Here is a 24,895-nt window from a genome sequence, read left to right on the forward strand (position 1 = left end):
TTGGGGAAATTAAGTTATCCAGGATCCGTGGAATCTATCAAAATAACAGGGGAAGTGGCAGATATGGAGAAGTATCTTCTAGGGATTGATTTGGGAGGAACTAACCTAAGAATTGCGGTTGTAACTTCTGAAGGTCAGTTAATGGAAGAAATAAATATAAAAACAGAAAGTGATAAAGGACCAAATTATATAATCGGTCAAATGATTCAGCATTGCGAGAAAATCCTACAAGACCGAAATATCGAAGCAATTGGAATCGGGTCCCCGGGCCCATTAGATGTGAAACAGGGATTAATCCTGAGTCCAAACAATTTACCTGGGTGGGATAATATTCCAATAGTATCTATGTTAGAAAAGGCTTTGAATAAAAAGGTTTATCTTGATAATGATGCAAATGCAGCTGCACTTGCAGAAGCCATCATTGGTGCTGGGGAAGGAAAAGAGTCTGTTTTTTATATTACTGTTAGCACAGGAGTTGGCGGAGGGTTTGTATTCCGCAAGCAATTGCTTCAAGGTGCACACTTCTGTGCAGGTGAAATAGGCAATTTAATTGTAGATTGTGAGGGACCGTCACATCATGCCTTGAATGTTGGTGCCTTAGAAACACTGGCAAGTGGAACTGCAGTTAAGCAGCGTGGAAGAGAACAACTAAGGATTACAGGCCATGCAGGTGAGGTAATTGAGATGGCAATGAATGGGAATGAGGAAGCAGGAAATATTGTCGATCAAATGATAGTCTCATTGGCAAAAGGCATTGCGAATATTGTTCATACTGTTGATCCACACATCATCGTTCTTGGTGGTGGAGTTATGCAGTCAAAAGACTATATTATGCCACTCCTTCTAGAAAGGGTTAATGACTTTTTATATCCACAGCTGCAGCATAAAGTTGAAATTGTAGATGCTTCATTAGGTACAAAGGCTGGTGTCATTGGAGCTGCTCTGCTTACTCAACAAGCATCTTTTTAGTAACAGGAGGGCTGACCATGAATTCTTATATGGTATTTGATATAGGTGGTACCTTTATTAAGTATGCAGTAATGAACGAGCGCGGATTGAAGCTGGAAGGCGGAAAGATCCCTACTCCGCAAGAAGGTTTAGAGAGTTTTCTGGAGACGATTACCGAAATCACCAATGAATATCGACAGGGCTTTGAAATTGAAGGGATTGCTATTAGTTCACCAGGTGCGGTTAATGTGATAAATGGATATATCGGTGGGTCAAGCGCAATCCCATATATCCACGGTATTAGTTTGACAGAATTGATAAAGGAGCGGACCGGTCTGGATGTGTCGATTGAAAATGATGCGAACTGCGCTGCATTGGCAGAGGGGTGGATTGGAGCAGCAAAAGAAATAGATTACTATATTTGTATAGTAATAGGTACAGGCATTGGCGGTAGTATCGTGATGAATCATACCGTTTTACGTGGTGCCACCTTACAAGGGGGCGAGTTTGGCTATATGATTATGGGCGACCCGTTGAGGAATCCCCTAAAATCAACCTGGAGCCTAGTTGCCTCAACAAATGCTCTAGCCAAAGAGGCGGAACATAAGAAATCCTTGGAAAATGGGACCTTGAACGGGGAAAAGGTATTCCGGATGGCTGAAGAGGGTGATCCCATTGCAAAAGAATGCATTACTCTTTTTTACAAGAGGCTTGCAGCTGGTATCTATAATATAAAATACGCACTTGACCCAGAGAAAATCCTAATCGGCGGGGGGATCAGCAAACGTCCGGATGTAATTGAAGGCATTAATAATGAGCTAAAACTATTAAAGAATGAGATCTCTACACCGGATATTAGTGTTGAACCTTGTCAATTTGATAATGACGCTAACTTGATAGGGGCTTTACATCACTTTTTAACCAGAAAATAAGATACTAAGCGTAATAAAAATTCAGTTAACACTGAATATTGAAAGACATGAACAAAATTCACTGGAGGTTTTTTCCCGATGGAACCATTATTATTAAAACCAATTTTTAAAGAGAGGATTTGGGGTGGTACCGCGTTACAAACGGAATATGGGTATGAAATTCCATTCCAAAATACTGGGGAATGCTGGGCAATTTCTGCGCATTCTAATGGACAATCTGTTGTCGAGAATGGTCCTTTTAAGGGAATGACATTAGACAAACTTTGGCAGGAACACCCCGACTTATTTGGTAACCCCGAAAGCGTGGTGTTTCCTTTATTAACAAAGATATTGGATGCGAATATGGATTTATCAGTACAGGTACATCCAAACGATGCTTATGCAATGATAAATGAAAATGGTGATTTAGGAAAAACAGAGTGCTGGTATATTCTTGATTGCAAACAGGATGCTCAAATGATTTTTGGCCATAATGCTAGTTCTAAAGAAGAGCTAGTTAAGCAAATCGAGGAAGGTAAATGGGACGAACTACTTCGTAAAGTGAAAATCAAGCCAGGTGATTTCTTTTATGTGCCAAGTGGAACGATTCATGCTCTTTGTGAAGGAACCCTTGTCTTGGAAACCCAGCAAAGCTCGGACACTACTTACCGGATGTACGACTATGACCGTAGGGATGCCGAGGGGAATTTACGTGAACTTCATTTAGAAAAGGCAATTGAGATAACGAATGTTCCACATGAAGATATGGGGTTTACCCCACATGTTGAGGAACTTGAAAATGTTACGATTACTACTTTTGTCGAGTCAGAGTTTTTTTCCGTATATAAATGGGATGTACATGGAGATGCCATGTTCTCATTCAATGAATACTATTTACTTCTAAGTGTTGCAAATGGTGAAGGAACCCTTTTACATAATGGAGAAGAATATAATTTGAAAAAGGGTATGCATTTTATTATCCCAGTTGGATTTGGTGAGTTTGAAATCAGCGGGAAATGCCAACTAATTGTTTCTCATCCTTAGTATCAACTAACTGTAATGCGAAAATAACTAACTGCTTGCTGTTGAAAAATCATATAAAGGGAGCACGGTTATGCCTGATTTTACGACAAATGACCTACAATCTGAAAAATTCAAACGATATTCTCCCATACCATGGGAAGTGAGGGATGAGTCTTCTTAAAGAAATTATCACAAATGAAGTCTCCGGACCTCCTTGAAACCCAAGAGGATCTATTCTACCAAGTAAATGACTTTGCCTTAATGCTACCGGATTATGGCTGAGTGGACTTAGGAAGACAAGGAGGAAGACGCGGAGAATATATGACCGTCTTTTATAAAAAAAGAACAGTTAGAAATCAGTGATTTTGGATTGAAATGGTCTTCATCGAGGTTATGAAGGACATTTCATCCATGATTTCACTTAGTAATGTCCTTCATTTTATCAAAAATTTGAGTCCCAAACTCACACTATGTTTACCCCTAAATATTTGGCCCGTAAACACGGCTTTCAATTGATTTTGATTCACCTTTTAGTCGTTTTGCTAATGTTTCTTTCCAGTTCGCTGCAAGGTGTATGCAGGCTGCAAGTTTGGCTGCTGCCTCTTTATCATCTCTCTTTTCATGCATAACTTCATTGCAACTGGCAATGGTCCATTCAGGGTATGGGCGTTCTATTAACTTAATTTTATCTTGTTCTTTAACAATGCCTTCTTTGATAACGCGGAAGTACCATCCGGTTCGACCACTTTTTTGAATTCGTAGTGCAAAATCGAGTATTTTAAAGCGACGGGCAGGCTTCCAGCACGGCTGACGTGGTTGTGAAACTTGAACCAAAGCCTCACCAACCTCATAAATATCCCCGATGCAAACATTGAATTCATCAAGACCCACAATTGAGAAATTTTCTCCCATTGCTCCTGCGACAATTTGATCATTGTTTAATTCACTTTGCCATTTTTCATAATGGATTGCTGCATAGGCAAGAACGGCTTTTTCAGGTCCGCCGTGATTTTTTAAATCAGCTTGACCATCCCCGGTTAGACCTTCTTTACCAAGCATTACCGGATAATGAATGGGCTCTTTAAAAATACCACTTGTCCATTCTTTATCCATGAGCTTTTTCGCATTTGGGTCACCCATTGTTTTGGGTTTGCCAATAAATAATTGGTTTATGTATGGTTGGTTTTCCATTTCGTTATCACCTCTGGTTTTAGTTTACCATGGTTGAAGAGAGGAATCTGTCCGATTATGGCTTAACGTGTTGGATACTGAAGAGATATTTACTACTTTCTTTTAATTCAAACTATTGAAACGGATAGAGGGGCACTATACTATTAAATTAATAGTTTCTAAAGGTTGTTTTAAATTGAAGGAGGGTAACCATGGATAAGAAAAGAATCATTATGTTAAGTACAGGAGGGACTATTGCCAGTAAACGAAATCCCGAAACTGGGTTATTAACAGCTGGTGTGATGTCTGGTGAAGAACTATCTGAAATGTGTGATCTCCCTTCATATATAGATGTTGATGTGATATCTGTCTTTCAGATACCTAGTAATCATATGACGTTTGGTCATTTAATTACATTGAAGGAAAAGATTGAAGAAGTCTTTGAAAGCCCAGATATAGATGGAGTCGTAGTCACCCATGGTACGGATACATTAGAAGAAACGGCATATTTCTTAGATTTAGTTATTGCTGATGAGAGGCCAGTTGTGATCACTGGTTCACAGCGGGGACCTCAAGTGAATGGAACGGATGCTTTTGTTAACTTGCGACAATCCATTCTATTAGCTGCATATCAAGAATGTAGGGGTCTTGGAACGGTTGCTATATTTAATGAGCGGATTTTTTCTGGGCGATACATCAAGAAAAAACATGCTTCAAACGTAGATGGATTTACTTCTTTTGGCTTCGGTTACCTAGGAATTGTGGATCAAGAGACAATCTTTATCTATCAAAAACCTGTGAAACGAGAAACATATACTTTGAAAACCTCATTACCTACTGTTGAGCTCGTAAAAACCTCACTTGGTTCAGATGGTAAGTTTATAGATTGTGCCGCTGATTATGGGGCTAAAGGAATTATTGTAGAAGCCCCTGGTAGGGGTCATGCACCACCTTATATCCTCGATAGTGTGAAAAGAGCGGTTGAAAAAGGAATATATGTACTCCTTACAACAAGTGCTGAGGAAGGGGAAGTAAAGACGGTTTATGACTTCCCAGGAAGTGCCTGGTCCTTACAAAATGCGGGGGTCCTATTAGCAGGTGATTATGACAGCAAGAAGGCCCGAATTAAATTAGCGGTTCTGATAGCTGCGGGCGTAAAAGAAATAAATGAAGATCATTTTCATCATTAAATTCTTAGAAGAGGATAGGTTCATTTGTAATTTGTGAAATTCGCAAAGAGGGTGGACCTGTCCTTTTTGTCGGTTTTAGTAGTAGTTTGTAACATTTTGGGATGAGGGACCTATCCCCCTGTCCCGCTAACTGGCAAATTATTGGCTCAGGCATGTTTTGAACGGATAGAAGGTGGTTTGATGTGATTAGCTTAGTTTGGTAGCGTTTACACTCACTAATTGAATCATATGCATATGACTTTCCGAGATACCCTTGATAATGGTTTTTAAGATGTTACGATAAATACGTTCTTAAATTTTTACCACAAGGGAGACATTTGATGTTACATGAAAAAACAATCGCCTTTATAGGGGCAGGTTCTATGGCAGAGGCAATGATATCAGGAATTGTTGCGGCTGGAAAAGTTCCTTCGAATCAGATTTTTGTTACCAACCGTTCGAATACAGCACGACTACAACAGCTTGAAGAAAATTATTATATTAAAGGTTTAACAAGCAAACATCTAAACCTACAAAATATCGATATTATCGTCCTCGCAATGAAACCTAAAGATGCAGAAGTTGCACTACAGTCCATCAAAGATTCACTTCAACCAAACCAACTCGTTTTATCCGTACTAGCGGGTATTACCACAACTTACATGGAGCAGCATTTACCAGCGGGACAACAGGTGATTCGTGTGATGCCGAATACATCTAGCATGATTGGAGAGTCTGCAACAGCCATTTCAGCTGGTTCCTCGACTACTACGGAAGATATGTTACTGGCTAAAGACCTGCTTGAATCAATTGGAGAAGTTTACGAGATTCCAGAGGACCAAATGGATGTGTTTACAGGAGTAGCGGGTAGTGGACCTGCCTATATTTATTACCTAATGGAGCATATGGAAGCAACAGTGAAAAAGGCAGGATTACAAGAAAAAGTGACAAGAGAAATTATTGCTCAAACGATTGTCGGAGCAGCAAAAATGATTCAGCAACAGAATGAGACACCGACCACATTACGGGAAAATGTGACTTCCCCAAATGGAACAACAGCTGCAGGTTTAGCAGCCTTAGAAAAAAATGGTGCCGGTAAGGCGATCTCACAAGCTATTAAACATGCGGCAAAGCGTTCCCAAGAAATCAGTTCACAGCTTGAAGGCACTACTGAGAAAAAAGTTCAAGCTGTTTAACATAAGCATAAAACCCTTTTACGGGCGATAAGCGCTTGTAAAAGTATTATCGTCCGGCAATCAAATCAAAAACAAAACAGATAAGGATTGATCGGATGTCCATAGAAAAAAGAGTTGTTATAAAGGTCGGAAGTAGCTCGTTAACGAGCCGTCATGGAGAAATTAGTAAGATAAAACTAGAAAAATTGACGAATGAAATTGCTGAGTTGAAGGATGCAGGGCACGAGGTTGTTCTAGTATCATCAGGGGCCGTCGCTGCTGGATATAGAAAGCTCGGCTGTCTTAAACGCCCAGATTCATTGTCAGAAAAACAAGCAGCTGCATCGATTGGTCAAGGATTATTAATGGAGTCCTATTCCCACCTATTTTTATCACACGGCTATGTGGCTTCGCAAATCTTGATTTTAAGAAGCGACTTTTTGGATGAATCACGTTATCAAAATGTGCGCAACACATTGAATGTTTTATTAGACCGAGGGATTATTCCAATCGTTAATGAGAATGACACGCTTTCGACAGAGCGTTTGAACTTTGGTGATAATGACACATTGGCGGCTAAAGTTGCTGGTTTAGTGGATGCTGACCAACTGGTCATTTTATCTGATATAGATGGTTTATATGATAAAAACCCAACTGTACATGAGGATGCTAAGTTAATAGAGCAAGTGTCTGAAATTACGGATGAAATCGAGAATGCTGCAGGTGGTTCTGGAAGTACTGTTGGTACAGGTGGCATGAAGTCTAAAATTGAAGCCGTGAAAATTGCAATGGCGTCTGGGATTTCAACTTTTTTAGGAAATGCAAATAAAGAAAATATCATCGTGGATGCCGTGGAAGAAAAGGCGACCGGTACGTTTTTTTCTTGTAAAAAATCAGTGACAATACTTAATCAAAAGAAAAAGTGGATTGCCTTTCACTCAGGATCCAAGGGAGAAATAATCATCAATGCCGATGCAATAGAGAGAATTGTGAAGAATCGGAAGAGCTTGCGGCTAAAGGAGATTCTTCAAGTCGAAGGTAGGTTTGAAAAAGGCGCTGTTGTCCGTGTAGTGGATACGGGCGAAGAAGAAATTGCCAGAGGTTTGGTGAAAATCTCTTCAGATGAGTTAGAACGGATGCTACAGTCTCAAAGAGATCAAGTAATAGATTCCACTGTCATTATGGAAATAGGAGATTTTGTTTGCCATATAGATGCACCAATCACAATTGGAGTTTGACTTTATTCAGTAGATAACCCAACTGAGTAAAGTCAAAGCCTCCGGCGTTGCCACAGATTTTTAGAAGTAGTTTTTCGAGCAGGCTCGAATAGCTCTGGGCATCAAATACGCCAAGGCGCAATTGATTAAAGGAGGAATTAGGTGACTTTAGTAAAGGAAAATGTAGATATTAGAAATCAAGCACGTGAAGCAAAAAAAGCTGCCAAACAAGTGAGTATTCTATCAACTGACGATAAAAATAGAGCATTGTATATAATAGCTGAACATTTAGAAGCAAGCTTTGAAATTATCTTAGAAGCTAATAAGGTTGATTTGCAAAAAGGTAAAGAAGCTGGATATACGCCAGCATTCATGGATCGGCTAACACTTTCAAAGAAACGTATTTTTGATTTTGCAGAGGGACTTCGACAAGTTGCTGCTTTGGAGGACCCGACAGACCAAGTTATTTCAGATTGGACATTGGAAAACGGCCTACAGGTGAAAAAAGTAACGGTACCTTTGGGTGTTATCGGGATGATTTATGAGGCACGACCAAATGTAACGGTTGATGCAACAGGGCTCGCGTTAAAGTCAGGAAATGCAATCATCTTAAAAGGCGGCTCATCAGCGATTCACACAAATAAAGCAATCGTTGAGGTTATTCAATATGCGCTAGAGCATACGATGATACCAAGGGAAGCTGTTCAATTTATTGCAAGTACGGATCGAGAAGCTACCGGGCAGCTATTTACGATGAAGGAATATATTGATGTGCTTATTCCACGCGGCGGGGCCTCTTTGATTCAAACGGTTGTTAAACAAGCGACAGTTCCTGTACTCGAAACAGGTGTTGGAAACTGCCATGTCTATATTGACTCTGAAGCTGATGTCGACAAGGCATTACCTATCCTTGTGAATGCAAAAACGGATCGCCCGGCTGTTTGTAATGCTGCGGAAACAGTCCTTATACATAAGGATTGGTTGCTAAAACATAAGGATGCGCTTGTGAAAACATTGCAAGAACATTCTATTACAGTGCATGGGGATGAGCAGTCACTATCAATTATCCCAAACGCTATCCCAGCAGGTGAAGAGGATTGGGCAAATGAATACTTAAGTTTGCATATTGCGATGAAGATTGTTGATGATGTCCATGAAGCAATTGACCATATTGAAAAATATGGGACAAAGCACTCAGAAGCAGTTATTACAGAAAATCAAGAAGTAGCAGATGTGTTCATGAAGCTGGTTGATGCATCTTCTCTTTATCATAATGCTTCAACTCGATTTACAGACGGTGGAGCCCTAGGGTTTGGTGCTGAGATTGGCATTTCAACTCAAAAGCTTCATGCACGTGGACCGATGGGACTACCGGCCCTAACTACAGGAAAATTTCTAATGACCGGAAATGGACAAATAAGATGATAACGAAACACGGCAGAATGATTAGGATTCTGCCGTGTTTTTTCGAAATGGGCAAATTTATTATTTCTTAAAATAGGAACTGAGTAAATGAGCGATCCATCTACAATGTGGATGGTTCCGGACGTTTAACAGGAGTCCGTTTATAATTGCAGGGCTATATGTTCGTTCATCCACCTGTTCTTGCAATAGCAGGAGAGATTCCTTTTCAACTGAATCCTCCATTTCTTTTATTCTCTCCTCAATTAACGAAATCAATTGTTCCTTCGTGACCTCACCTTGCCCGGACGATTCCATAAGTTCTTTTTTTAGAAAAGGATGAGTCATGCCATGAGCTAATAAATCTGTTTTTTCCACTAGGGACTGACAAAGGAGGTCAATGTCCAAAGGAACAAGCTGATACAGAAAGAGCTCTGAATACATTCTCATAAAACCTTTTATACAATAGAGTAGATCATATTTTATATGCTCCGCTTTTTCTCCATAAATGCGCTCAATCATCAAGAGAATCACTGTATTACCTAGTTTGTCATAATAATGCATTTTATGAATTAATTTTTCGTTAAGAGATTGGGTATACTCTTTCATTAAGATATTCGCAAAATATGAGTGTTCTTTAAATGACTGGAAGCTTACATAATAATATTCAAACAGAAGATTTTCTGTATCTTTTTTGTTTCTGACTAAGTGGTCAATATTAGAAAAAATTTGCTCCATAAACTGGTCGATTAGGGCGATGATTAATTCATCTTTTGATTTGAAAGAGAGGTAGAAAGCTCCCTTTGAAATCCCACACTGATCAGTTATTTGCTGTACGGATGTTGCCTCAAAACCTTGCTTTGCGAAAAGCTCTAGCGCTTTTTCCATTATAAGTTGTTTTTTCACCATTTCGTGGTTCTCTCCCGTTTTCTTTCATTGACAAATGACTGATTGGTCATTATTATAAATAAATGGGTTTAATAAGTCAATCTAGGGTAGGTGTAAGTGTGAGAGGTATAGCCAACTTTGTATTAAAAAATAAACTAGCAGTTTGGTTATTAACAATTATTATAACGGTATCTGGGATTTATTCAGGTACTCAAATGAAGACAGAAACGATTCCTGATATATCCATTCCTTTCCTAATGGTTATGGATGTATATCCAGGTGCAACTCCTGAACAGGTGATGGAAGATGTCTCAATGCCAATTGAAAAAGCGGTAGAGGGACTTGATGGGGTTAAATCTGTTTATTCCAATTCCTATTCGAACATGGCTAATATTCAAGTTGAATATGAGTATGGCGAGGATATGGACGAGGCGAAGCGTGCACTTCAATCCGCGTTAGATGCAGTAACATTGCCAGAAGCTGCACAAGAGCCTGTTATTACTGCCATTAGCATGAATATGATGCCGGTTGTGGCATTAAGTGTAAGTAGTAAAACAGAAGATATTGTGGAATTAACATCAACAGTTGAAGATGTTTTACTTCCAAAGATTGAAAAGCTTGATGGGGTTGGATCGGCAACGATCACAGGTCAGCATATTGAAGAAGTACAACTTACTTATAATACTGAAAAAATGGCTGAACTTGACTTAACAGAGGACTCAGTCAAACAGATGATCCAAGCAAGTGATATGTCAGTATCACTAGGACTTTTTGAGTTTAAAGAAGGTGAACAAGCTGTTGCGATTGACGGAAAGTTCATGACAGCAGATGAGTTAAAGGAAATGTTAATTCCTGTTACACCTACTGAAAATAATCCACAGCCATTCGTGAAACTTAGTGATATTGCGACAATTGAAGAAGTTGGACGCGTTCAATCCGTATCTCGTACGAACGGAAAAGACGCTATTGCCATTCAAATTGTTAAAGAGCAACGAGCAAACACAGTGGATGTGGTAAATGAAGTAAAGGATCTTATTGAAGACGAGCAGGAAAGAATTGAAGGTCTCGTTATCGATGTTTCACTAGACCAAGGAGAGCCAATTGAAAAATCAGTTGCAACAATGGTAGAAAAAGCACTATTTGGTGGTTTAATCGCGGTCTTAATAATTCTACTATTCCTTCGTAATTTTAGATCAACAATTATTTCGATTGTATCCATTCCGGTTTCCATTTTTATGGCATTATTGTTACTGAAGTGGATGGACATTACATTGAACTTAATGACACTAGGGGCAGTTACGGTTGCAATCGGACGTGTAATTGATGACTCCATTGTCGTTGTTGAAAATATTTATCGAAGACTACATTTAAAAGAAGAAAAGCTAAATGGCCGTGCCTTAATACGTGAAGCAACACTTGAAATGTTCAAACCAATCCTTTCCTCCACGTTAGTTACGGTTGCGGTATTTGCACCGTTAATTTTTGTAGGTGGTATGGTTGGAGAATTGTTCATGCCGTTCGCATTAACAATGACTTTTGCCTTAGGTGCTTCCTTGTTAGTTGCGATTACGATCGTTCCTGCTTTATCACATACTTTGTTTAAAAAACAGCTCTATGTTGAAAAAACAGAATCAAAGCATAAAGAAGTAGGTAAGCTTGCAAATTGGTATAAAGGTATTTTAAATTGGTCGCTAAATCATAAAATTATTGTGTCAGTACTGTCAGTATTATTATTAGTCGGTAGCTTAGCATTAACACCGCTTATTGGTTTTAGTTTTATGGGTAGTGAAGAAGAAAAGGTCATGTATCTAACTTATACGCCAGGAACTGGTGAGTTAAAAGATGAAACCTTGGATAATGTTGCAACAGTTGAAGAAGAGTTATTAAAACGAGAAGATATTGATATTCTTCAGGTTTCTGTTACAGAAAGCGGCGACCCAATGGCCGCAATGATGGGAGGCGGCGGTGACGGTGCGCTCATGTACCTCATTTTCGATCCGGAAATGGAGAACTTCCCTGAAGTCCGCGAAGAAGTTGAAGAATACGTGTTTAATATTGGCCAATCGGGTGAGTGGAAGAGCCAGAATTTCTCTTCTATGTCAATGAGCACAAATGAAGTTAGTTATACATTATATAGTGAAGATTTAGATAAGCTTTATGATGCAGTTGATATGGTTGAAGGCGTCATGAATGATGCAGACGGTTTAGAGGATGTATCGTCAAGTGCTGAGGATGCATATGTCGAGTACACATTCAATGTTGAACAGGATGAATTATTACAATATGGACTTACAACTGGTCAAATTGTGATGATGCTAAATCCAGACCGCTCACAAGAGGTTATCACAACTGTTGAAAAAGATGGAAATACATTGGAGGTTATTGTTCAGCAGGAAGAAGTAGCTACACCAGAGTCAATAGATGATCTTCTTGCAACTCAAGTACCAACAGCAATGGGTGCAACGATGCCTCTTTCTGATTTAGTAACGGTTAAAGAAGGTACTACCTTAAATACACTTGCTCGTAGTAAAGGTGAGTACTATGCTTCCGTTTCAGGATCTATTATTGGGGATGATATTTCAAAAGTAACAGCTAAGGTTGGAGAAGAAGTAGAAGAACTAGACCTTCCCAAAGGAGTAACACTTGATATTGCCGGTGTTCAAGCAGATATGGTTGAAACATTTACCCAACTAGGTCTTGCAATGCTCGCAGCAATTGCAATTGTGTACTTCATCCTTGTTGTGACATTTGGTGAAGGAGTTGCACCATTTGCAATTCTGTTCTCCTTGCCATTTGCAATTATTGGTTCGTTTGTTGGATTATTGATTGCAGACGAAACCATTTCGGTATCGGTTATGATGGGTCTGTTGATGTTGATCGGTATAGTGGTTACAAACGCCATCGTTTTAGTAGACCGAATCATTCATATGGAACGTGATGGACTAACAATGCGTGAAGCTGTTCTTGAGGCTGGTGCCACACGTTTACGTCCAATCTTAATGACGGCAATTGCCACAATGGGTGCACTAATCCCGTTATTATTTGGCGAAGGTGGCGGAGGTTTAATTTCGAAAGGGCTTGGTATTACCGTTATCGGTGGACTCGCAAGTTCAACTCTACTAACACTTCTAGTCGTACCAATCGTCTACGAAATTTTGTCTAAAATGTTTAAGAAAGACCGTAAAAACATTCAAGAAAACTAATCAATCCGGCCCCACAAGGTTATACATATCTTGTGGGGCTTTTATATTCACACCTTAAAAATTTTTTCGTAATTTTGTATTGACCTTAACGTTGCGTAAAGGTGTAAATTGAAATTATCAAGGGGGTGATGAGGTGGAGTATACGGTACAAAAGCTAGCGAAACTAGCAGGAGTAAGTACAAGAACTCTAAGGTACTATGATGAAATTGGGATTCTTAAGCCGGCAAGAATCAATTCATCAGGTTACCGAATTTATGGCCAAGATGAAATCGATCGTCTACAACAAATTCTTTTTTACCGTGAACTCGGGGTCAATCTAACAGATATCAAACAAATTATGACCAATCCTGCCTTTGATGAGCCTAAAGCACTCAAAGAACATCGAGAGCAGCTCCTTGATAAACGAAAACAAATCGATCTACTCATTGCCAATATTGAAAAAACCATTGCGCAAAAAGAAGGGAGAGTTATTATGTCTGATCAAGAAAAATTCGAAGGCTTTAAAAAGAAGGCACTCGAAGAAAATGAGAAAAAATACGGAAAAGAAATCCGTGAAAAATATGGTGAAGAAACAGTTAAACAATCAAACGAGATGTTCATGAATATGTCCAAAGAGGATCATGAGGCGGTAACCCGTCTTTCTGAGGAATTAATGGAGACCTTAAGTGATGCGATGAAGACTGGCAATCCAGCTGGAGAACTCGGCCAAAAAGCGGCAGAGTTGCATAAGCAGTGGCTCATGTATTTTTGGCCAAAATATAGCAAAGAAGCGCATGCAGGCTTGGCGCAAATGTACGTCGATGACGAACGATTCACAGCATATTATGACAAACAACAGCCAGGAACCGCAGAATTCTTGAGAGATGCAATAGTTGTGTATACAGGGCAAAAGGCTGAATAAGGTGGATGAGTTTTTTTGGGGGTGAGATCTTAGAGGTCTCGCTCTTTTTTTGAGAGAGTAATGTTTCAGTTCGCACGTTATTGTGTAGGAATTTGTCTAAGTGTTACCAGATTGTAGTGTTGCCATCCGGACAGAAAGTGTGGGTATCAACTGTTTGGTATCCGAGAAGAACACTACTTGCTACAGCAAGAGTGGGAAGTTGTCTGGTTGAGTCAGAATAGAGCGTTTATTGCGAAGCGAGGGCAAGAAAACGTCTGTGATGAGTCGGAAAGAAGTGTTGATTATGACAGAGAGAGCAGAAAATTGACAGAGTTGAGTCAGAATGAGGTGCTGATTGTGACAGAGCGAGTAAGGAATCAGCTGAGTTGAGTCAGAATAGAGTGCTGTTTGCGAAGCGAGGGCAAGAAAACGTCTGTGATGAGTAGGAAAGAAGTGTTGATTATGACAGAGAGAGCAGAAAATTGACAGAATAGAGTCAGAATAAGGTGTTGTTTGCGACAGAGGGAGTAGGAATCAGCAGAGGAGAGTCAGAATAGAGTGCTGATCGCGACAGCGAGAGCAGGAAATTGACAGAATTGAGTCGGAATAGAGTGTTGATTGCGACAGCGAGAGTGGGAAATCGGCAGAGGAGAGTCAGAATAGAGCGCTGATTGCGACAGCGAGCACTGGAAAATGGCAGAGTTAAGTCAGAATGAGGTGCCGATTGCGACAGAGAGAATGGGAATCAGCTGAGTTGAGTCAGAATAGAGCGCTGATTGCGACAGCGAGCACAGGAAAATGGCAGAATTGAGTCAGAATAAGGTGTTGTTTGCGACAGAGGGAGTAGGAATCAGCAGAGGAGAGTCAGAATAGAGTGCTGATCGCGACAGAGAGAGCAGGAAATTGACAGAATTGAGTCAGAATAGAGTGCTGATTGCGACAGCGAGCACAGGAAAATGGCAGAATAGAGTCAGAATAAGGTGTTGATTGCGACAGAGAGAATGGGAATCAGCAGAGGAGAGTCAGAATAGAGCGCTGATTGCGACAGCGAGCACAGGAAAATGGCAGAGTTAAGTCAGAATGAAGTGCCGATTGCGACAGAGAGAATGGGAATCAGCTGAGTTGAGTCAGAATAGAGCGCTGATTGCGACAGCGAGCACTGGAATAAGGAGGAATTGAGTCGGAATGAAGCACTAATTGCGACAGAACTCTGGAAATAAAGTAATTGCTACCACAAATTTACTTATATATATTACAATAGAATGTAAGGGATTACACAGAGCGGAAGAGATAGGACTCCTTGTCCCTTTCGCTCAATTAAGGGCTATAAAGGAGAGGAAGAAATGGAGAAAGTGAATAAAATTCCAGGTGCACTCATGGATTGGATTATTAAAACGTTAAACAGTGGCGTTAACCCTGAAGCGATTGTCGATGCAATGATTCGAAAAGGCTATGATCCTAAATTATCATATACCACTCTGTTTCGAATCGTTGGAAATAAACCAATAAACACACCAGGTGTGCAAGCTCCATATGAATATGAACAGCCCGAAATCGCGAAAAAGGGAAGTACTTTACATACAAGTGACCGTGAAATTAAGGTCCTCTCAAAAGTAGAAAAGCCTTTTATTTTACATTTGGATAATTTCCTAAGTTATGAGGAATGTGACCAGTTGATTGAAATGTCGCGAAACCGCCTTAAGCCTTCAACTGTCATTGATCCAAAGACTGGTGAAGAAAAAGCAGCTACTGGTCGAACTAGCAAAGGTATGTATTTTTATTTGCGAGAAAATGAGTTTATTAAAAAAGTAGAAAAAAGAATTGCGGAATTAACGGAGTTTCCTATTGAAAATGGAGAAGGGCTACAGGTACTGAATTATGGCATTGGTGAGGAATACAAAAGTCACTTTGACTATTTTCCACCAAGTAAGGTAGACCCTGCTAAAGGTGGTCAGCGGGTGGGGACGTTCCTCATCTATTTAAATGATGTACCTGCAGGAGGAGAAACTGTTTTTCCTAAAGCTGGAGTTTCGATTGTTCCAAAGATAGGATCTGCTGTCTATTTTCAGTATGGAAATAGTAAGGGTGAGGTAGACCGGATGTCCCTTCATTCGAGTATCCCCGTATCCGAAGGTGAAAAATGGGTTGCAACGAAATGGATTCGCCAAGGGAATATATATAGGCACTAAACGAAATGCATTCAATTAGAATTGTCATTGTAATCATGATATAGTTAAACTAATAAATTTAAGTAAGCTGAAATTAGAGATTTTGAAAATACTAAAATGAAGTGTGTCAGTGCATAGAAAGGTGTGTGAACTTTGGATAAAGTACAAACTTTTAAAGACGTCATGGGGAATTATCCGACGGGTGTAACAGTTGTAACGACGACGGATGAAAATGGAGTACCACTTGGACTCACAGTAAACTCATTTGCCTCTGTTTCATTAGATCCATTATTGATTTTATGGTCAATTGATAAGCGAGTATCAACTTACGATATTTTTACAAATGTGGATAAATTTGCGGTTCATGTATTAGCTGGGGATCAGGGAGATATCTGTGCCCTATTTGCAAGTAAGGGAACAGATCGATTTGGTAATTGTGAATGGGAAATGTCTGATAACAACCTTCCAATCCTTAAGGGAACTTCGGGAGTATTACATTGTAAAACTCATAAGACGATTGAAGCGGGTGACCACACAATCCTAATCGGTGAAGTGGTAGAGATTGAAAATTATAATAAGCCGCCACTTCTTTATCACAACCGTAAATTCGGCAATATTCCTGCTGAGTTTTATAAATAATCATGTGGGTACCTTTCCTTATGTGGAAAGGTATCTTTAAGTTAAAATAACTCTTAAATGAAGCGAGTGGCTTTATGTGAAACTCATGTCAACATTTATGGATAGTTTGCGATTGCCGAATAAGGCAGCAATGAAACGTCTGAATAAGCTGGAAATGAGAAATACAATTCTTTTCCTTCTTTTATTATTGTTTATCGTCGCACTTCCAATTGAAATTAACTTACTTTTGGATGATTCCTATATGGAAAGCGAAATTCCTCAAAATATTTATATCATTCAAGTCCTCCTTTTTTACCCGTTTTTAATGCTTTTTTTAGGTATCGCAGGGATTTCGACTTTAGCGGGAGCGGGTGTAGGAGTCAGTAAGGTTACACATCGCCATTTGAAATTTCAATTTCTATGGAAGATGTGTGCGTTTGCGTTAACAAAACCAATTATCATTTTTGCGGTTGCCAATATCCTGATTGGTACCCATTGGATTGTGAATACAATTATATTTATATTGTTATTTTACACGATTCTACGGATGATTTTTCATTATCCGAGCCGAGTAAAGAAGCATAAGTAAAGAACCGGTGAGCCGGTTCTTTTTTTGTTTGTTACAGGAAAATATTTGAAACCTTTTGTGTGAAATATCGTACATACTTAGTGGGTTAGATTAAGAGATTTGTCTTCAATTTGTTTGCCAGTCTCCTAGGGGATTGATAAAGGAGGAGGAATATCATTATGGATGCTTTTCTGAAAGTAGATTATTTAAAGAAGTCTTTTAAAAATGTAGAGGTGCTAAAGGGTGTTTCATTTGAAGTCTATAAAGGAGAAATTATGGCGATTCTTGGTCCAAATGGCGCTGGGAAGTCAACCACGATCAGGAATATCATGGGGATCATGTATCCGGATGAAGGATCTATCACTTTCCAAGGACATACGGAAATACCTCGGAATAAAATCGGATATTTACCAGAGGAACGTGGACTTTATAAAAATGTCAAGGTAATGGATATTCTTCTATATTTAGCTGAATTAAAGGATTATCCCATTAAGAAGGCCAAGGAACGTGCTCTTACCTACTTGAAGAAATTCGGGTTAGAGGGGAAAGAGAATTCTTCGGTTGAGGAACTATCAAAAGGTATGGGTCAAAAGGTACAATTTATTGCATCCATCTTACATGAACCTGAGTTTCTCATTCTGGACGAACCATTTTCAGGACTTGATCCAGTAAGCCAAGAGCTATTTAAAGAAGAGATCAGGAATCTGGCTAAAGGCGGCACTGCGATACTATTATCCTCTCATCAAATGAATCTAGTTGAGGAAATGTGTGATCGGTTATTTCTGATTCACCGTGGACAAAAGGTCATCTATGGATCGATGGATAATGTAAAGAAAGAATATGCCAATTTTAAATGTACCATTCGCGGTAAGAACAATTTGGAAATTCTGCATGGCCTTCCTGAGGTTCAACGGGTAGAACAACAGGAGGAAACATCAATCTTGTACCTGACAAAGGATGTTAATGTTGCAAGTTGGTTAAAGCATTTACCGGAGCAACTGGAGATCAATGAGTTATCCATTGATCGAATCTCCCTTCATGAAATATTTATTGATATTGCAACGGATAAGAACATGCTGCGAGAGGAGGTTGCGATAGATGCGTAATGCCATGAAAGTAGCCAAATGGGAAGTAAAAAGAAATTTGAGAAATAAGTCCTTTTTGATTGGCTTATTTTTAACTCCTGTTTTATTCTTAGCTTTTATGTTCTTAGGAAGTATTTTTGGCGGATCAGAGCCCGAAGAAGAAGTTTCGACACGTGTTTTAATCAGTGATGAGCTTGGAGTTACTGATGTCATAGAAGAAACAGTCGCCGCACATGATCTGAATTGGGAACTCGAAACAACAGAAATAGGGTACGAAGAAATCCTAGAAGTACTGAAAGAGGCAGAAAATACAGCGTATATCGTGTTCGAGCAGGAGGGCTTTGAAAATGGAGTGGTTCCTGTTCATACAAGTGAAGAAATAAGTCCATATTTTATGAATCAGGTTCAAGTATTAGAGGTTCCACTAAAGACCTTACAAATGAAAAAACTCGGGCTTACAGAAGAACAATTAGCAGCATTCTCGAAACAGCTAACGTTTGAAGAAAAACTCATTGATGAAACAGAGGAAACTGCTGAAGAGGAGTCTAACTTAGTAGGAACGGATCCTCTTGAACGCATTATACCAGGCGCGTTTGCAGGAATTATTCTACTTTCAATTATTTTTTCAGGAATGTACATTTTTCAAAGTGCATCTCAAGAGAAGAAAGACAAGGTTGCGGAAATTGTATTATCGTCCCTTACTGCAGCTGAGTTGATGCAAGGAAAGATTATCGGATACTTTATATTGGGTATGATTCAAGCTGTTGTATTTCTTGGCTTTGGAATACCGATTGCACTTTGGAAGCTGGATATACCTATTTTTGACTACTTAGTGGGACCAGAGATTTTATTATATGTTTTAATTGCAATTTTAGGGTATCTCTTATTTGCTGCACTGTTTGTAGGTGTTGGCGCAACGATGGCTGATATGTCGTCAGCAGGAAACTTTCAAGGTATGGTTATGATGCTGCCATTTCTACCTTTTGTATTTATTGGGCCAGTAATTAGCGATCCAAGTGGTCTAATTGCACAAATTGGAACCTATATCCCGTTTACAGCTCCGGGTGTGTTATTATTGCGTCTCACGTTTTTAGAGGAATGGCCGTGGATTGAAATTGTTATTTCTTTAGTCATTTTAATTGTGAGTATATGGCTATTTATGAAACTCGCAGGGAAGATCTTCAAAACAGGTATTCTTATGTATGGGAAAAATGCAACTCCGAAGGAAATTTGGAAGTGGATTCGTTCCTAAGTGAAATACTAAAAAGTGGGGTGTGAAAATGGATCTTTTATTTTTGGGCATAGGCATTGCAGTCGCAGGATACTTCATCGGTGATGGTTTGAAAAATTTTAAAAATCCTGAAGCGAAGAGTGTAATGGATAAGCTTGAAGAAGATGATTTATACGAACTGATTAAAGAAAAAGATATCGCGTATCATATTGGAGTATCTAAAGAAGACGCCAAAGAATTAGTGAAGGAATATCCAAATATTCCTCATGTTGTAATAAATGGTACAGTGTATTACCCGAAGAGTAAATTAAAGCAATGGGTTATCAAACCTGGGTGAATAGCTCAAAGGTCCTTCTCGATAGGTTTCTTTATGGCCCGCTGATTGTTAGCTGAGGCGCATAGGATGTGTGTCACAAAGGTTTGCCACAGACCGCGGCGCTCTTAGTCTTTGCTCTGTGATAGCTTTTTACGGACCGTTTTCCCGTTTGAACTTCTATGTTTTCACTAAGTTTTTAGTGTGGATATACTGCCCGCTAATGCGGGATAAATAAATTCCCAATCCTGTGAAACACTATCACTAGGCGAATGTGTAAGGGGAGGATCCTAATGGAAAAGGACATGCAGTACGGAAGTGATTATAAGTTTATCCCTGCCACTTCGATTGGCAGTGGGGTTGGAATACAGGTAGTATCGGATATTTATTCTCATACCATCCAAATCGTAAACTTTATACTAGTGGGTGAGCCTGGTACATCAGATTATGTGATTGTAGATGCAGGAATGCCGGGTTCAGCGGAGGAAATAATTGCTGTATGTGAGGAACGCTTTGGCAAAGAGAGTCGACCGAAGGCGATTATCTTAACTCATGGCCATTTTGATCATGTCGGTGCAATCATTGAATTAGTTGAACATTGGAATGTCCCTGTTTACGCTCATGAGTTGGAAATGCCATTTTTAACAGGGCGAACAAGCTATCCTGAACCAGACTCGTCGGTTGAAGGGGGAATGGTGGCGAAAATATCACCGTTATTTCCGAATGAGCCGATTCAGTTAGGGAGTCATGTGGAAAAGCTGCCAGAGGACGGAACCGTTCCTCATTTGCCAGAATTTCGTTGGATTCATACGCCAGGCCATGCACCGGGCCATGTATCCTTTTTCCGAGAAAAGGATCGCGCTCTTATCGTTGGTGATGCATTTGTGACTGTGAAGCAAGAGTACTTATATAAGGTGTTTACCCAAGAATTGGAAATCAGCGGCCCTCCGAGATATTTAACAACTGATTGGCAGGCAGCGAAGAAATCTGTTGAAACACTAGCAAAATTAGAACCAAGTGTTGCCATTACGGGACATGGTTTGCCGATAACTGGCGAACTGCTAAAAGAATCCTTAACAAGACTAGTTAAAGACTTTGACCAAATTGCAATTCCGGACTATGGCCGCTATGTAGATAAAACTATCCATTAGAAAGGAAACCTGGCTGTCTAAAAAAGCCAGGTTTCTTACACTTAGCTGGGACACGGGGACAGGTCCATTGTCCCAATCCTAGATAAAAATTGGTGGGACAAGGAACCTGTCCCTCTGTCCCGGAATAAGTTAATTGTTTCATAAACAATCTTTTATATAGTATATTTTAAAGTAGAATGATTTGGTGAGAGAGGGGAATATGGTGAATATCTCTTCGTTATTATTAGGGTTGGTTATGGTCTTAAACATTGTTTTCGCCGTAGTTGTTATCTTTCGTGAAAGAAGAGATGCCAGTTCAACTTGGGCATGGTTATTAGTACTTTTCTTTATACCAGTAGCCGGCTTCATTTTGTATTTACTATTAGGTCGAAATTTAACACGCGACCATCTCTTTCAATGGGATGATTTAAAGAAAAGCGGGATTGAAGAAGTTCTAGAAAAACAAAAAGAACTGATACGTACACAAAAATTCCTCTTTAATAATCATGTTACAAAGGATAATCAAGACCTCATTTATATGAATCTTAAAAATGATCAGGCCTTGTTCACAAAAAACAATGTTGTGGAAGTTTTTACAGATGGGCAACAAAAATTCAGGCGCTTATTTCAAGATATTGAGGACGCAAAGGAATCCATTCATTTGCAATATTATATTATTAAAAATGATAACCTTGGTCGAAAACTAATCGCGCATTTAACCAAGAAGGTTAAAGAAGGTGTTATGGTCCGCGTTCTTTATGATGAGCTAGGATCTAGAACATTAACGAAACGTTTTTTTAAAGAGTTTCGTGAGGCGGGAGGTCTAGTCGAGGTCTTTTTCCCTTCGAAGCTACGGTTTATAAATTTACGGATGAATTTTCGAAACCATCGGAAATTGGTCATTATTGATGGAAAGATTGGATACGTAGGTGGATTCAATGTTGGTGATGAGTATCTAGGTTTGAATACGAGGTTTGGGTATTGGCGAGATACACATTTACGCATAAGGGGTAATGCTGTTGACACCATGCAGGCTCGCTTCATTTTAGACTGGAATCAAGCATCACGTGATTATGATATCATGTATGATCCAGAACTTTTTCCGATTGAAAATGTCAGGTTAGGCAATGTCGGGATTCAAATTGTTACAAGCGGGCCGGATTCGGAGTTTGAGCAGATTAAGAATGCGTATATCAAAATGATCTATTCAGCGAAAAAATCGATTTATATGCAGACGCCATACTTTATTCCAGATAAAAGCCTGCTTGATGCACTTAGGGTGGCATGTCTTTCAGGAGTTGAAGTGAACATCATGATTCCTGATAAACCGGACCATCCATTCGTTTATTGGGCTACCATCTCGCATATCGGAGAATTGCTACCGGTTGGAGCAAATGTCTATATATACAGCAATGGCTTTATTCATTCAAAAACACTTGTTGTTGACGAAGAAATTTCTTCAGTTGGTACAGCGAATATTGACGTAAGAAGCTTTAGGCTAAACTTTGAGGTCAATGCATTTTTATATGATGAAAATATTTCTAAAGAGTTGACAGCTATTTTCAAAGAAGACATAAAGCTTTCTAAATTACTGACATTTGATGAATACGGAAAAAGAGGCGTTAATATTAAATTCAAAGAATCCATATCAAGACTTCTATCTCCAATCCTATAGTCGTAAAATGATCGATGTGTCTTACAACTTTGAAATGAAGTGTAAGTTGCATCGATTTTTTTATATTTTCAATTGCCTAATATTAAGGTAGGATTTATTCTGGGGGGAGTTTCTTTGAATTTAATGGATATGAATACAGAAGTGTTTTACAAAATTAATGGGTTAAGCGAGGAGTTACCGTTATTAAATCAGCCAATGATTTATATAGCGAGTTATACCTTGTATGTCCTTATCCTAGCTGTAGTGTATTACTTAATAAAAGGCTCACAAAACCGTATCATGGCGGTTAGTGCTATGCTTTCGGTAGGGGTTGCAGTACTACTAGGAAGAGTGGCGGGAATATTTCATTCCAATAATCAGCCTTTCGCTGAACTGCCAAATGTCAATCAACTGATTGAAAAAGCTGTCAATAATTCATTCCCAAGTGACCATACGATGATCTTTTTTGCGGTTTGTTTTACTTTTTTCTTGTTTAAAAAACCTGGAAGATATCTTTGGATGGCACTTGCATGCTTAGTCGGTTTTTCACGTATTTGGGTGGGGGTACATTATCCCGGAGATATTATCGTAGCAACAATTTTAGCCATGCTTTCAGCGTATCTTTTATTCGTGACTGTATCAAAGCTCAAATTACGAAATCGAAAAGAGCAACTTGAGCTTCCGATAACAAAAGAAAAAGACTTTTAATAAGGAATTGGTTCCTTGAGGGGCCAATTCTTTTTCGTGCTTTCCTTTAATTTCCTTATTCTATAAAATTTAAGATAGCATAGTGGTGGAGGAGAAACGTATGTTTTAAATAATCATTGTTGAAGATGACCGTCAGTTGGTTCGTTTGCTTTAAGAGCATACGCAACGATTTGGTTTCGAAACAAAAGCAGTTGAGAAGTTTGAATCGGTATTATCTGAGTTTTGAGGAGTTTACTCCACATCTTGTTCTTTTAGATGTAAACTTGCCAAGGTTTGACGGCTATTATTGGTGTCATCAGATTCGCAGTAAGTCGACTTGCCCAATATTATTTATATCAGCACGTGATGGAAAAATGGATCAAGTGGATCAAGTAATGGCGCTCGAAATTGGGTCAGACGATTATATTACAAACCCAATTTATGCGAAATTTGAAAAAGTCTATGATTTAGAACCTAATTCAATACAATATGTTTTGCCTGTTACTGATGGAGAATTGCGACAGGGATTTTTTTACAAAGGCTACTATACTTTGTGACTTCCCAGGATAGACTATTACAATAATGGAGGAATAGGTATGAATAATCATTTAGTATTGCAGACCGATTTTGGAAAGAGTGATGGGGCTGTAAGTGCAATGTATGGTGTTGCTTTATCGGTTCACCCAGCGCTACCGATCTTTGATTTAACCCATGACATATCGCCATTTAATATCTGGGAAGGCTCTTATCGACTATTTCAGACCATAAAGTATTGGCCGGAAAGGACTGTCTTTGTTTCTGTCGTGGATCCAGGTGTTGGGTCTGATCGTTTAAGCATCGTGGTGCAGACTGAGACGAACCAATATATTGTGACACCTGATAACGGAACAATCACTCATATCAAACAGAGGTTCGGAATTAAAGAAGCGAGAATGATTGATGAAAGTAAAAATCGTCTGCCATTTTCAGGTGAATCATACACCTTTCATGGAAGAGATGTTTATGCCTATACAGGGGCTAGACTTGCTTCTCGAGTTATCACTTATGAAGAGGTTGGGCCAACAGTTCCGGTAGAGTCCTTGGTGGAATTGCCTATTTTTGAAGTGGAAATTGATAATAACACAATTATTGGAAATATTGATATCCTGGATGTCCGCTTTGGTAACCTTTGGACCAATATTGACAAATCCCTTTTTAATCAACTTAGTAATAGGTATGGTGATTTCTTCGAAGTCATCATTGATCGTGAAGGAAGCAATGTATATAAAAGTACGATGAAATATGGACGTTCTTTCGCTGACAGTGAACTTGGGGATCCTCTACTCTATGTAAATTCTTTAGACAAAATAGGAGTTGCCCTTAATCAGGAGTCCTTTGCTGAAAAATTTAAAATTGGTACTGGTGCAGAATGGAAAATTAAAATCCGTAAAACAAATTAAAACACCGTTCAGGTAAT

21 protein-coding genes and 1 pseudogene are annotated in these 24,895 nt (G+C 39.2%); 20 read left to right on the plus strand and 2 right to left on the minus strand.

Features of this window, described 5'->3' with window-relative positions; all coding sequences use genetic code 11:
• Positions 1-63: 63 nt before the first annotated feature.
• The 3 genes from NST91_RS01220 to manA all read left to right on the plus strand — a co-directional run bounded on the left by NST91_RS01220 (position 64) and on the right by manA (position 2,903).
• Positions 64-969 carry an ROK family protein gene (locus NST91_RS01220; protein WP_341329681.1) on the plus strand — a complete coding sequence of 302 codons (906 nt, stop codon included), beginning with the start codon at positions 64-66 and terminating at the stop codon, positions 967-969.
• Between the two features lie 17 nt (positions 970-986).
• Positions 987-1,880 (plus strand): ROK family protein, encoded by an 894-nt coding sequence (locus tag NST91_RS01225; protein ID WP_341329682.1) that lies wholly within the window; start codon positions 987-989, stop codon positions 1,878-1,880.
• A 78-nt stretch (positions 1,881-1,958) separates the two neighbouring features.
• A complete protein-coding gene (manA, locus tag NST91_RS01230; protein ID WP_341329683.1) occupies positions 1,959-2,903 on the plus strand; it encodes a mannose-6-phosphate isomerase, class I in 945 nt (314 codons plus the stop codon).
• 459 nt (positions 2,904-3,362) lie between these two features.
• Here manA and NST91_RS01235 read toward each other — a convergent pair whose 3' ends face one another.
• Entirely contained in the window at positions 3,363-4,073 is a 711-nt protein-coding gene (locus tag NST91_RS01235; protein WP_341329684.1) for an MOSC domain-containing protein, read from the minus strand.
• 191 nt (positions 4,074-4,264) lie between these two features.
• Here NST91_RS01235 and NST91_RS01240 point away from each other — a divergent pair, with 191 nt between their 5' ends.
• From NST91_RS01240 to NST91_RS01255, 4 genes are all read left to right on the plus strand, one after another.
• Positions 4,265-5,242 carry an asparaginase gene (locus tag NST91_RS01240; protein ID WP_341329685.1) on the plus strand — a complete coding sequence of 326 codons (978 nt, stop codon included), beginning with the start codon at positions 4,265-4,267 and terminating at the stop codon, positions 5,240-5,242.
• A gap of 320 nt (positions 5,243-5,562) precedes the next feature.
• On the plus strand, positions 5,563-6,417 hold the full coding sequence (gene proC, locus NST91_RS01245) for a pyrroline-5-carboxylate reductase (protein ID WP_341329686.1): 855 nt from the start codon (positions 5,563-5,565) through the stop codon (positions 6,415-6,417).
• Positions 6,418-6,512: 95 nt separating this feature from the next.
• Positions 6,513-7,634, plus strand: coding sequence for a glutamate 5-kinase (gene proB, locus NST91_RS01250; protein WP_341329687.1), 1,122 nt, complete (start codon positions 6,513-6,515; stop codon positions 7,632-7,634).
• Between the two features lie 141 nt (positions 7,635-7,775).
• Positions 7,776-9,038 (plus strand): glutamate-5-semialdehyde dehydrogenase, encoded by a 1,263-nt coding sequence (locus tag NST91_RS01255; RefSeq protein ID WP_341329688.1) that lies wholly within the window; start codon positions 7,776-7,778, stop codon positions 9,036-9,038.
• Positions 9,039-9,098: 60 nt separating this feature from the next.
• On the opposite strand, the gene NST91_RS01260 is transcribed toward NST91_RS01255, so the two are convergent.
• Positions 9,099-9,923: a TetR/AcrR family transcriptional regulator gene (locus NST91_RS01260; protein WP_341329689.1), complete on the minus strand. Its 825-nt coding sequence runs from the start codon at positions 9,921-9,923 to the stop codon at positions 9,099-9,101.
• Between the two features lie 98 nt (positions 9,924-10,021).
• Between NST91_RS01260 and NST91_RS01265 the strand changes: the two genes are divergently transcribed.
• The 13 genes and pseudogenes from NST91_RS01265 to NST91_RS01325 all read left to right on the plus strand — a co-directional run bounded on the left by NST91_RS01265 (position 10,022) and on the right by NST91_RS01325 (position 24,878).
• Positions 10,022-13,105, plus strand: a complete 3,084-nt coding sequence (locus tag NST91_RS01265; protein WP_341329690.1) for an efflux RND transporter permease subunit — start codon at positions 10,022-10,024, stop codon at positions 13,103-13,105.
• Positions 13,106-13,238: 133 nt separating this feature from the next.
• Positions 13,239-14,006, plus strand: a complete 768-nt coding sequence (locus NST91_RS01270) for a MerR family transcriptional regulator (protein ID WP_341329691.1) — start codon at positions 13,239-13,241, stop codon at positions 14,004-14,006.
• A gap of 1,322 nt (positions 14,007-15,328) precedes the next feature.
• Positions 15,329-16,174 (plus strand): 2OG-Fe(II) oxygenase, encoded by an 846-nt coding sequence (locus NST91_RS01275; protein ID WP_341329692.1) that lies wholly within the window; start codon positions 15,329-15,331, stop codon positions 16,172-16,174.
• Positions 16,175-16,336: 162 nt separating this feature from the next.
• Positions 16,337-16,792, plus strand: a complete 456-nt coding sequence (locus NST91_RS01280) for a flavin reductase family protein (protein WP_341333458.1) — start codon at positions 16,337-16,339, stop codon at positions 16,790-16,792.
• An 85-nt stretch (positions 16,793-16,877) separates the two neighbouring features.
• Positions 16,878-17,360 carry a DUF1189 family protein gene (locus NST91_RS01285; protein ID WP_341329693.1) on the plus strand — a complete coding sequence of 161 codons (483 nt, stop codon included), beginning with the start codon at positions 16,878-16,880 and terminating at the stop codon, positions 17,358-17,360.
• A gap of 158 nt (positions 17,361-17,518) precedes the next feature.
• Positions 17,519-18,445 (plus strand): ABC transporter ATP-binding protein, encoded by a 927-nt coding sequence (locus NST91_RS01290; RefSeq protein WP_341329694.1) that lies wholly within the window; start codon positions 17,519-17,521, stop codon positions 18,443-18,445.
• Complete coding sequence (locus NST91_RS01295) at positions 18,438-19,676, plus strand: ABC transporter permease (RefSeq protein ID WP_341329695.1); 1,239 nt, start codon at positions 18,438-18,440, stop codon at positions 19,674-19,676. The genes NST91_RS01290 and NST91_RS01295 overlap by 8 nt, the downstream gene beginning before the upstream one ends.
• 28 nt (positions 19,677-19,704) lie before the next feature.
• A complete protein-coding gene (locus NST91_RS01300; protein WP_341329696.1) occupies positions 19,705-19,992 on the plus strand; it encodes a DNA-binding protein in 288 nt (95 codons plus the stop codon).
• Positions 19,993-20,261: 269 nt separating this feature from the next.
• The gene (locus NST91_RS01305) at positions 20,262-21,119 is read left to right on the plus strand and encodes an MBL fold metallo-hydrolase (RefSeq protein ID WP_341329697.1); all 858 of its coding nucleotides are present in this window, start codon (positions 20,262-20,264) and stop codon (positions 21,117-21,119) included.
• A gap of 202 nt (positions 21,120-21,321) precedes the next feature.
• Positions 21,322-22,773, plus strand: a complete 1,452-nt coding sequence (cls, locus tag NST91_RS01310) for a cardiolipin synthase (RefSeq protein WP_341333459.1) — start codon at positions 21,322-21,324, stop codon at positions 22,771-22,773.
• Positions 22,774-22,896: 123 nt separating this feature from the next.
• Complete coding sequence (locus NST91_RS01315) at positions 22,897-23,460, plus strand: undecaprenyl-diphosphatase (protein ID WP_341333460.1); 564 nt, start codon at positions 22,897-22,899, stop codon at positions 23,458-23,460.
• Between the two features lie 109 nt (positions 23,461-23,569).
• Positions 23,570-23,876: pseudogene (locus NST91_RS01320) on the plus strand (response regulator); the annotation flags it as partial.
• A gap of 159 nt (positions 23,877-24,035) precedes the next feature.
• Complete coding sequence (locus NST91_RS01325) at positions 24,036-24,878, plus strand: SAM hydrolase/SAM-dependent halogenase family protein (protein WP_341329698.1); 843 nt, start codon at positions 24,036-24,038, stop codon at positions 24,876-24,878.
• Positions 24,879-24,895: the final 17 nt, after the last annotated feature.

The sequence above is a fragment of the Ferdinandcohnia sp. FSL W7-1320 genome, from assembly GCF_038050315.1.
Classification (GTDB): Bacteria; Bacillota; Bacilli; order Bacillales; family Bacillaceae_L; genus Ferdinandcohnia; species Ferdinandcohnia aciditolerans.

What these genes read in the sequence shown, in the direction of transcription:
- NST91_RS01275 (WP_341329692.1), top strand. Translation starts at nt 15,329, where the DNA reads ATGGAGAAAGTGAATAAAATTCCAGGTGCACTCATGGATTGGATTATT.
- proC (WP_341329686.1), top strand. Translation starts at nt 5,563, where the DNA reads ATGTTACATGAAAAAACAATCGCCTTTATAGGGGCAGGTTCTATGGCA.
- proB (WP_341329687.1), top strand. Translation starts at nt 6,513, where the DNA reads ATGTCCATAGAAAAAAGAGTTGTTATAAAGGTCGGAAGTAGCTCGTTA.
- NST91_RS01325 (WP_341329698.1), top strand. Translation starts at nt 24,036, where the DNA reads ATGAATAATCATTTAGTATTGCAGACCGATTTTGGAAAGAGTGATGGG.
- NST91_RS01235 (WP_341329684.1), bottom strand. Translation starts at nt 4,073, where the DNA reads ATGGAAAACCAACCATACATAAACCAATTATTTATTGGCAAACCCAAA.
- NST91_RS01295 (WP_341329695.1), top strand. Translation starts at nt 18,438, where the DNA reads ATGCGTAATGCCATGAAAGTAGCCAAATGGGAAGTAAAAAGAAATTTG.
- NST91_RS01225 (WP_341329682.1), top strand. Translation starts at nt 987, where the DNA reads ATGAATTCTTATATGGTATTTGATATAGGTGGTACCTTTATTAAGTAT.
- NST91_RS01260 (WP_341329689.1), bottom strand. Translation starts at nt 9,923, where the DNA reads ATGGTGAAAAAACAACTTATAATGGAAAAAGCGCTAGAGCTTTTCGCA.
- NST91_RS01220 (WP_341329681.1), top strand. Translation starts at nt 64, where the DNA reads ATGGAGAAGTATCTTCTAGGGATTGATTTGGGAGGAACTAACCTAAGA.
- NST91_RS01280 (WP_341333458.1), top strand. Translation starts at nt 16,337, where the DNA reads ATGGGGAATTATCCGACGGGTGTAACAGTTGTAACGACGACGGATGAA.
- NST91_RS01315 (WP_341333460.1), top strand. Translation starts at nt 22,897, where the DNA reads ATGGATATGAATACAGAAGTGTTTTACAAAATTAATGGGTTAAGCGAG.
- NST91_RS01300 (WP_341329696.1), top strand. Translation starts at nt 19,705, where the DNA reads ATGGATCTTTTATTTTTGGGCATAGGCATTGCAGTCGCAGGATACTTC.
- NST91_RS01285 (WP_341329693.1), top strand. Translation starts at nt 16,878, where the DNA reads ATGTCAACATTTATGGATAGTTTGCGATTGCCGAATAAGGCAGCAATG.
- NST91_RS01290 (WP_341329694.1), top strand. Translation starts at nt 17,519, where the DNA reads ATGGATGCTTTTCTGAAAGTAGATTATTTAAAGAAGTCTTTTAAAAAT.
- NST91_RS01240 (WP_341329685.1), top strand. Translation starts at nt 4,265, where the DNA reads ATGGATAAGAAAAGAATCATTATGTTAAGTACAGGAGGGACTATTGCC.
- NST91_RS01305 (WP_341329697.1), top strand. Translation starts at nt 20,262, where the DNA reads ATGGAAAAGGACATGCAGTACGGAAGTGATTATAAGTTTATCCCTGCC.
- manA (WP_341329683.1), top strand. Translation starts at nt 1,959, where the DNA reads ATGGAACCATTATTATTAAAACCAATTTTTAAAGAGAGGATTTGGGGT.